The 8,730-nt window shown below is 47.6% G+C and carries 10 protein-coding genes; 2 read left to right on the forward strand and 8 right to left on the reverse strand.

Features of this window, described 5'->3' with window-relative positions:
* From WBV75_RS12250 to hemA, 7 genes are all read right to left on the reverse strand, one after another.
* On the reverse strand, positions 1 to 550 hold a 550-nt coding region (locus WBV75_RS12250; RefSeq protein WP_424120873.1), incomplete at its 3' end, for a PhzF family phenazine biosynthesis protein.
* Positions 551 to 622: 72 nt separating this feature from the next.
* Positions 623 to 1,531, reverse strand: a complete 909-nt coding sequence (gene hemF / locus WBV75_RS12255; protein ID WP_424120874.1) for an oxygen-dependent coproporphyrinogen oxidase — start codon at positions 1,529 to 1,531, stop codon at positions 623 to 625.
* 26 nt (positions 1,532 to 1,557) lie between these two features.
* On the reverse strand, positions 1,558 to 2,574 hold the full coding sequence (locus WBV75_RS12260) for a DUF4421 family protein (RefSeq protein WP_424120875.1): 1,017 nt from the start codon (positions 2,572 to 2,574) through the stop codon (positions 1,558 to 1,560).
* Between the two features lie 69 nt (positions 2,575 to 2,643).
* Positions 2,644 to 3,678 carry a uroporphyrinogen decarboxylase gene (hemE, locus tag WBV75_RS12265; protein WP_424120876.1) on the reverse strand — a complete coding sequence of 345 codons (1,035 nt, stop codon included), beginning with the start codon at positions 3,676 to 3,678 and terminating at the stop codon, positions 2,644 to 2,646.
* A 6-nt stretch (positions 3,679 to 3,684) separates the two neighbouring features.
* A complete protein-coding gene (locus WBV75_RS12270) occupies positions 3,685 to 4,350 on the reverse strand; it encodes a uroporphyrinogen-III synthase (protein ID WP_424120877.1) in 666 nt (221 codons plus the stop codon).
* Complete coding sequence (gene hemC, locus WBV75_RS12275; protein ID WP_424120878.1) at positions 4,347 to 5,261, reverse strand: hydroxymethylbilane synthase; 915 nt, start codon at positions 5,259 to 5,261, stop codon at positions 4,347 to 4,349. The genes WBV75_RS12270 and hemC overlap by 4 nt, the downstream gene beginning before the upstream one ends.
* A complete protein-coding gene (gene hemA, locus WBV75_RS12280; RefSeq protein WP_424120879.1) occupies positions 5,258 to 6,514 on the reverse strand; it encodes a glutamyl-tRNA reductase in 1,257 nt (418 codons plus the stop codon). The genes hemC and hemA overlap by 4 nt, the downstream gene beginning before the upstream one ends.
* Positions 6,515 to 6,700: 186 nt before the next feature.
* On the opposite strand from hemA, the gene WBV75_RS12285 reads away from it, so the two are divergent.
* Together WBV75_RS12285 and WBV75_RS12290 are read left to right on the forward strand one after the other, a co-directional pair.
* A complete protein-coding gene (locus WBV75_RS12285) occupies positions 6,701 to 7,603 on the forward strand; it encodes a helix-turn-helix transcriptional regulator (RefSeq protein WP_424120880.1) in 903 nt (300 codons plus the stop codon).
* Between the two features lie 44 nt (positions 7,604 to 7,647).
* Entirely contained in the window at positions 7,648 to 8,406 is a 759-nt protein-coding gene (locus tag WBV75_RS12290; protein WP_424120881.1) for a ThuA domain-containing protein, read from the forward strand.
* A 3-nt stretch (positions 8,407 to 8,409) separates the two neighbouring features.
* Here WBV75_RS12290 and WBV75_RS12295 read toward each other — a convergent pair.
* Positions 8,410 to 8,730: TSUP family transporter (locus WBV75_RS12295; RefSeq protein ID WP_424120882.1), on the reverse strand; the 321-nt coding region annotated here is incomplete at its 5' end.

Raw genomic sequence — 8,730 nt, forward strand, 5'->3', positions numbered from 1 at the left:
CACCGGGAGCCGAAGCGATAACCCCGCGGCAGTCTATTTTATTTAACTTAAAAAAATTAGGGTTTAGGGCATCTAACTCCTCCTGGTCTTTATAGATCAAAAGATAGTCCGTCTGTCCCTTAAAACAGGCTTCCGGTCTGGCTCCCATAGCATCACTTAATGCCTCGGGCAATTGAACCGCTACAGGGGGGTCCGATGGAAAATCGAGCACAAGCCAGTCCCCATCGCTCTTTACGTGAAGTAGCCCGCTTTCCCGGCTGGAAAATTGAATATGGTCGGTGCTGACCTTTCCGGTTTCAAAAAGGATATGGGCGGTTGCCAGGGTTGCATGCCCACAGAGTGCTACCTCGGTCTCGGGGGTAAACCACCGGATTTCGTACCCTTCGGGCACAGCGACTGCAAAGGCTGTTTCGGCCAGGTTGTTTTCTGCCGCTATAGACTGCATCAGGGCCTCCGGTAACCAGGCATCCAAGATGCATACGGCTGCCGGATTCCCCGAAAATAACTCCGAAGAAAAGGCATCTGCCTGGTACATGGTTTGTGTTCTCATAAATATTCCCATTAAAATCTTATTGTGCTATCCAGGCAAACAAGTCTGATCTGCAGGAGCCACATACCCTCATTAAACCCATTCCCGGGGCGATTTTAACACCTTTATCAAGGCCGCTTCCACACTCCCTTCTGAAGGGTGATGGTTATACCGCCACTGGACCTTGGGGGGCAGGCTCATCAGTATACTTTCGATGCGACCGTTCGTTTTTAAACCAAATAAGGTTCCCTTATCGTGCACCAGGTTAAATTCAACATAACGCCCCCTTCTGATTTCCTGCCATTCCCTTTGCAGAGCTTCATAGGGCAGCTCTTTCCGCTTTTGTACGATGGGAATATAAGCGCGCAGGAAGGAATTACCTACCCCGGTAACAAAAGCCTCCCAATCCTCAATCGTCCGATCGGCGGTACTTTTAAGGTAATCGAAAAACAAACCCCCTATTCCCCGTGCCTCACCCCTGTGGTGATTCCAGAAATATGAATCGCACTTTTGTTTATACTCCGGGTAAAAGGAGGGGTCATGTGCGTCGCAGGCCTCCTGGCAGACCTTATGGAAGTGGACAGCATCTTCTTCAAAAAGATAATAAGGCGTCAGATCCTGCCCCCCGCCAAACCATTGATCCACGATAGCACCGCCTTTGTCGTACATCTCAAAATACCTCCAATTCGCATGTACAGTAGGCACCATAGGGTTTACAGGATGTAAAACCAGGCTCAGTCCACAGGCAAAAAAGTCCACATCGCCAACCTTGAAGTATTGCTGCATACTCTGCGGCAATGGCCCGTGTACGGCCGATATATTTACGCCTCCCTTTTCAAAAACCCGTCCATTTTCTATCACCCGGGTGCGTCCCCCCCCTCCTTCATCACGTAGCCATAAATCTTCCCTGAAGCTAGCTTTACCGTCTTCCTTTTCAAGAGCAGCCGTTATACTGTCCTGTAGTTTTTCTATGTAGCTATAAAACCTCTCTTTAACCCCCATTGTAATCTGCCCTTTTTATTATACTGTTAATTTGAGGGACCCCAGCCGTATTTCTCATTGATGCGTTCCGCTTTTTCATTCCATTTTTTAGGGGCGTTAAAACGGTATCCCACAAAGAGCCTAACAAAATACACCCGGTCAAAAACCTGAATTTCGTTCCCGGCCCCGTGTTCCATAAAACTATACGTTCCGTTGATCCCGGCAAAAAAACGCTGGTCGTTATACCCCAGAGAGGCCTGAAAAACACTTTCCCAGAGGAGATAAGCATTTGTTTCCCCATCCTGATTCAGGATGTTGATCCCCATTCCGGAATTATTGCCTGCAGATAACAGAAAGCGCTCTCCCAATACCCAGGTATAAAAATATCCCGGAGCCAGCCCCAAATCAAAAGAATTGAAGGCATTTTCAGTCCCGTCGTGCTCAAATCGATACCGTGTATATGAAAATAAACCTTTTGGAATAAAACTTCCTGCACTCCGGGTCTGCCATTCATTTGGAGATTGTAAAGCCCGCAGGGAAAAGTTGGGATTAAAAACATACCCCAATACATTTTGGAATTTTGAGGTGGAGACCCCGGGAAAATACAAATCCTCCCCTTCGACACCCGCTTCGAATCCGCGTTGATCCAGAAAAGTAAATTCATAGGCCCATCTGCCGGGATAGAGTTTAATCTGTAGGTTGAATTGCCTGGCGTTCTCAGCGTCCTTGTCGTTGAGGAAATTAGGAGTAAACCCAAAGCCGAGTTCAAGAATACGAAATTGGGCCACAAAGGAGAGGTGTGTACTGTAAACCGGGTCGAGTTTTAGCTGAGCCCCCTCTTCTATCCCGGGAAGGGGAAAGCGATCATCACTGAAATTTCGTATCAAAAAACTATTCCCAACATAGGTGAGCTGCGTTCGTGTGGTAAGTTTTTCGGGATAACGGATAAAGGCGGGCAACGTATCCTTTGCCGAAGTTGGACTGTCCGTTGTCTGACCACTCAAGGCAGGTAGGGTGAGCAAGCAAAACAACACGAATATCCTGTAATGCATATCTAACATCATAAACAGTTTTTTAGCCGACCCAGGCTCAAAAATGCCTTTTACCGGATTATAGAGCCCCCGCTTTGGGACTTATTCTACATACTCCTTTACGGCCTGAATAAAGGCCCCGGCATGAGAAACCGGGATATTCGGGAGAATCCCATGCCCCAGATTTACAATATAGCGATCTTTACCAAAGGCCCTAATCATATCATGTACCATTTTTCGGATGGTCTCAGGAGGAGACAGCAAGCGGGAGGGGTCAAAATTACCCTGTAAGGTGATTTTCCCGCCGCTGAATTTCCGGGCCATTCCAGGGGAACAGGTCCAATCCACTCCCAGGGCAGAAGCTCCGCTTTTGGCCATAGTGTCGAGGGCAAACCAGCATCCTTTACCAAAAACGATTACGGGGGCCTCAGCCTTCAATGCGCTCACAATCTGTTGGAGGTACTGCCATGAGAATTCTGTGTAATCTTCCGGGGATAACATTCCTCCCCAGGAATCAAAAAGCTGGACGGCATGTACCCCGGCAGCTACCTTGGCCTTCAGGTAAGCAATGGTTGTATCTGTAATCTTTTGAAGCAGGGCATGGGCGGCTTGGGGATGGGTAAAGCAAAAAGCCTTGGCCTGGTCAAAATTCTTACTGCCCTGCCCCTGTACACAATAGCAGAAGATGGTCCAGGGCGAACCCGCAAAACCGATCAGGGGCACCTCGCCCTGAAGCTTTTCATTGGTCATACGGATCGCATCCATGACATATTTAAGGGAAAATTCCACGTCCGGCAGCACTACCTTTTCCACATCCTGAGGCGTCCGGATAGGATTTTCCAGCCAGGGGCCCACCCCGGGTTTCATTTCAAATGGGATCTCCATCGCCTGGGGCACCACGAGGATATCGCTGAATAATATTGCTGCGTCCATACCAAACCTGCGAATAGGCTGCACCGTTATCTCGGAGGCCAGTTCAGGGGTCTGGCAACGCGTAAAAAAATCGTATTGTTCCCGGATTTTAATAAATTCCGGAAGATAGCGACCCGCCTGTCGCATCATCCATACCGGGGGCCTTGTAACACTTTCCCCTTTAAGGGCTCTTAAGAAAAGATCATTTTTCAGAACTGAAGACATAGTTTTTTACTTTAACTCGTTTCCCCGGCACAGCAGGAGATCCATTAAACTTTTTCTATCCGGGGTTTTCGGGAATAAAATACGATGGGTATATTTCTCCAGGGCAGCGCCAGTGGTTTTACCGATACAATACCCCGTAGCAGCCCCCAAAGGGTTTAAAGCGACATAGCTTTGCACTGAACTGGGACTAAAAAAAACGACCGCATCATATACCCGATCCCATTTTTTAGGGTTGAGTAGTGTCTTATAAACTGTCGCCTCCTGCCATGAAAGCCCCAAATCGTCCAGGGTGTCGGGAATCAGGTCCAGTCTCCTATTCCCACAGTAATACACAATGGAGTCCGAAGGGTGATTTTTTTCAAGGCTGGCGGCGAGGTCCTTTGCTGTGGGATAGGATTCCAGCACAGACATGCCCTTTTCAGTAAGCATTGCCGCTGCTCCATTTCCAACACAAAGGCACTTGCAGGATGAAAGATTTCGTTTCAAAAATGAATTGAAAAATCCTGCAACGGCATTCTTACTTGAAAAAATCAGCAGATGATCGTCGGGTGCTACAGTAGTCTTCTGGAATTCAATTGAAATGGCATCATACTGATCAAGCTGCCATCCCACGGCCTCCAATTGACGGATTTCTGAATCTGACAGCACTTTTGTCGACAGCAAATGCCTCATCTGACATTCCTGTTTCGAATGGTTTCCATGATTGCCCCGCCTCCGGAATCGAGAATTTCCATAGCACATTGCGCCCCAAACCCTTGTGCATTTTCCAAACTCACCGTATTTTCTTTCCGCACCTCATCGCGGCCGTCCAGGGAAAAAACACCTCCCCTAAAATGCATCTTTCCGCCCTCCAACGTGGCCTGTGCCCCGATGGGGGCAGTGCATCCTCCTTCAAGCGTTCTTAAAAAATCCCGTTCTACAGCAGTGCAAAGCGCACTGTCCTTGTCATTTAATTCCCTTGCGATTTCAAGGGCCCGCGCATCGTCCTGACGCGCTACAACCAGCATAGCCCCCTGGGCGGGAGCAGGAAGCATCCAATCCAGTACCGCATGAGATTGCGGAAGAAGTCCAATTCGCTCCAGTCCGGCTGCCGCGAACACAGCGGCATTCCAGGAATGCTCCTTTAATTTCCGCAAGCGGGTATTTACATTTCCGCGCAAATCGACTATTTGATGGTTCGGGTACCGACGAAGCCACTGGGCCTTGCGCCTCAGGCTTCCGGTAGCCACTACACCCTCCCCTTTAAGGAAGCCGAGCCCCTTGTGAACCATAATATCCGACGGGTTGGCACGCTTTAAAACCGCTGCCTGTACAATTCCTTCCGGCAGGGCCGTCGGGACATCCTTCATAGAGTGGACCACGAGATCCACATCACCATTTAAAAGGGCGACATCCAGGGTTCGCGTAAAAATACCTGTGATTCCCAATTCGTAAAGCGGTTTGTCCAAAACCAGGTCTCCGGTAGACTTTACAGGAACAAGCTCCGTTTTGTGCCCGGCTTTTTTCAAATAGTCGAGAACCGTATTGGCCTGCCAGAGTGCCAATTCGCTATCCCGGGTACCTATTCGCAATCCTTTACTCATAGGTTCTCGATTTCGAGCTGAAAGACCTTTCGAATGAGCTCCAGGCTCTCCTCGGTATCGTGGTCCGAATCCTTGAGATGATTGGCGAATTGTCGGGTGATTTTGTGGATGATGCGGTCCGAAACGGTTTCCGCCTGATCTTTGTTGAAACCGTCAATTTTCCTGGATTGAAAATCGATCTCTTCTTCTTTTAAATGTTCAAGTTTCAGCTTCAGAGCTTTGATTACCGGTGCAAAACGTCGACTCTCCAGCCACAAATTAAATTCGGACTGTATCTCCTCGAGGATTTTCTCGGCCTGCGGGATATGTTCTTTTCGGGTCTCCAAAGTAGTGTCGGTAATCTGGGAAAACTGGTCCATATGCACCAGAGTGGTGTCGGGACTGTTACCAACATCCGGACTCACATTGACCGGAATCGATAAATCGAGGATCCAGCGCTGCCGGCCTCCCGGAATCATCCCGGGTTTAATGGTAGGCTTACGTGCCCCTGTGGCGACGATTATAATATCCGATTGCTCCAGGGCCTCTGGCAATTCCGACAGGGCCCTCACTTTGAGGTTAAACTTCCCTCCAACAGCCTCGGCAGTTTCCAGGGTACGGTTGATAAGTGTGATATTCGGGTTCCGGGTGTGCTTTATAAGATTTTCACACGTATTTCTGCCAATCTTTCCCGTACCAAAAAGCAGTATGCTCCGTTCGCTAATCTGCGGCACCCGGGCCAGGAGATACTGCACGGCGGCAAATGCCACCGAAGTGGCTCCTGTGGAGATACCTGTTTCATTTTTAATGCGCTTGCTGGCCTGTATAACCGAATTAACGAGGCGTTCCAAAAACGGATTTCCGAGATTGTGCTGGCGGGAACGCTTAAATGCCCTTTTGAGTTGGCTGATGATTTCAAAATCCCCAAGGATTTGACTTTCCAGCCCGGCCCCTACCCTGAAGAGGTGGGAAATAGCTTCCTGGTTTTCATAGACATATCCCACCTCCTGAAAGGCCGCTTCTGTGCCCTCGGTATGATGGCAAAGCAGGCGAATCAGGTGTTGGGGCGTAGAAGCAAAACCGTAGATTTCTGTCCGATTGCATGTGCTGGTCACGAGCATGCCATCGATTCCTTCTTCAAAGGCTTGAAGTAGCATCCCATCCACCGAATCCCCATTGAGCGAAAACTTTCCCCGGAGTACCGCGTCGGCCTTTCGGAAGTTTAACCCAACCACTATAAACCGGGGATGTCTTGAAATATGATACTTCTTCATAGTAGTGCAGCAAAAATATAAGGAATAGTTCGACAAAAATAACGCTGTAGGATCATAAAATGACGTTCAGGGCTTTATAAAGTCCTCTATTGGCATATCCCTGTACAATTCCCTATTTTTGTAGAATTAATAGTGCTTTAGAGTAAAACAATTTAGAAAGATTCTAAATAAAATCTTTTGATTCCCATGGCGGATCCTAAAAAAAATGTCGCGAGCGGTTCTTTTGAGGAGGTACCGATTTCTGCAGATTTTGTGCTCTTGAAAGCCTTTAATCAAGAATCGTATCCCTTCCGCCTCGAACGCAAGGTGGACCAGCGATTTATTCAATTTCACTTTAATCTTAAAGGCCATGCACAGTTTGTCTATCACAATGGCCATTATGTCCTGGACCTACCCGAGAACCAGTCGCTTTTACTCTATAACCCCGAAACCGAACTCCCGCTGCACACCGTCTTAAGCCCGGGAACCTCTGTTATTTCCGTACTTATGAGGATTCGTAAATTCCACGCCCTCTTTACCTCAGAGGCCGACTACATTCCCTTTTTAAGCGGGGAGAACCGGGATAAAAAATACTATAAACAAAATCCGCTGACACCCTCCCAGGCCATTATCCTGAGTCAGCTTTGGAACGAACAAATTCACCCATCCGTCAGAGGCTTGTACTGTAAAGGAAAGGTTTATGAACTCCTGTCCCTTTATTTTAATCGCAGTACAGAGACTGCAAATGAGCAATGCCCATTTTTGACCGACGAAGAAAACGTACAAAAAATTCGGCTAGCCAAAGACATTGTGATAGAACGTATGGCAGAACCCCCCGGACTTAAGGAATTAGCCGATGAAATCGGGCTCAGCCTGAAAAAACTAAAGGAGGGCTTTAAGCAGATTTACGGGGATTCCGTATTTAGTTTTCTCTTTGACTACAAGATGGAGATGGCCCGGAAAATGCTCGAGAGCGGAAAGTTTAACGTAAACGAAGTGGGGTTGAAAGTTGGATACAGTACGGCGAGCCACTTTATTGCTGCTTTTAAAAAGAAATACCATACAACTCCAAAACAATACCTGCTGTCTATGGCCCAGGAGCGGACTTAGACCTCTTTAATACTAGATTTCTTGTTCAACATTTACTTTTATCTATGAGCGCTAAAAACTCCATACTCCTTTATTTTCTTTTATTGCTGTGTTCAGGACTACCAGAAAGCACCCGTGCACAAGAAAACCCTGAAAGTGATCCCGCGGATACAAAACGTATGCTCGTGTTTACAAAAACCAATGGCTTTCGTCATACTTCTATAGAAACAGGGGTGGCCGTATTAAGCGAATTCGCCGAACAGGAAGGTGTCCTGATGGATCATACTGAAGATTCCCTGCAATTTAACGATGTCAACCTTTCAAAATACCAATTGGTCATTTTTTTGAGCACCACAGGTGACGTGCTGGGAACTGATCAGGAAAAAGCTTTTAAGAATTTCGTAGAAGGCGGTGGCGCCTTTATGGGGATCCACGCAGCTACAGATACGGAATACGATTGGCCGTGGTACGGTGAACTGGTGGGAGCTTATTTTGAAAGTCACCCGGAACAGCAAGAGGCTGAATTACTAGTGACAAACCTGGAACATCCCGCCACAACGCACATGAGCCCATCCTGGAGACATTATGACGAATGGTATAATTTTAAAAATATCAATCCCAATATCGAGATTTTAATACGGCTCAATGAAAAGAGCTACCAGGGCGGGAAAAACGGGAATAATCATCCTATAGCATGGTTCCATGAGAACTTAGGAGGCCGCGCATTTTATACGGGCCTGGGTCATACTGAAGCCACATTTAAAAACCCTGTTTTCCGGGAGCATTTGCTTGGAGGTCTCCGCTACTGTCTCGAACGGGAATAGGTTTTAACCCCAAAGACTCTTTAGGGCGGTGTATATTAACATTCCCCCGGAGAGAACCATAAAGAGCAGTAGTAAAATTCGAAAGCCACTAATGGATATCCGGCTAAGAATTTGTTTGCCAATAATATTTCCCAGGATTGCCCCTGTGCCCAAAGAGATTCCATAAGCCCAGTAAACGCCTTCCAAAAGCCCAAAAAAGCTGTACCCGCTAAGTTGCCCAAGCCCCATAAAAAAGGAGTTTGCGGTTTTGGTGCCTATGAGTTCCTCTTTTTCCAACCCGGCATTCAGGTAAAACGGGTTGAGCACAGGACCCATAGCCCCGAC

Origin of the sequence: Robiginitalea sp., assembly GCF_049588695.1 — a bacterium.
Taxonomy (GTDB): Bacteria; Bacteroidota; Bacteroidia; order Flavobacteriales; family Flavobacteriaceae; genus Robiginitalea.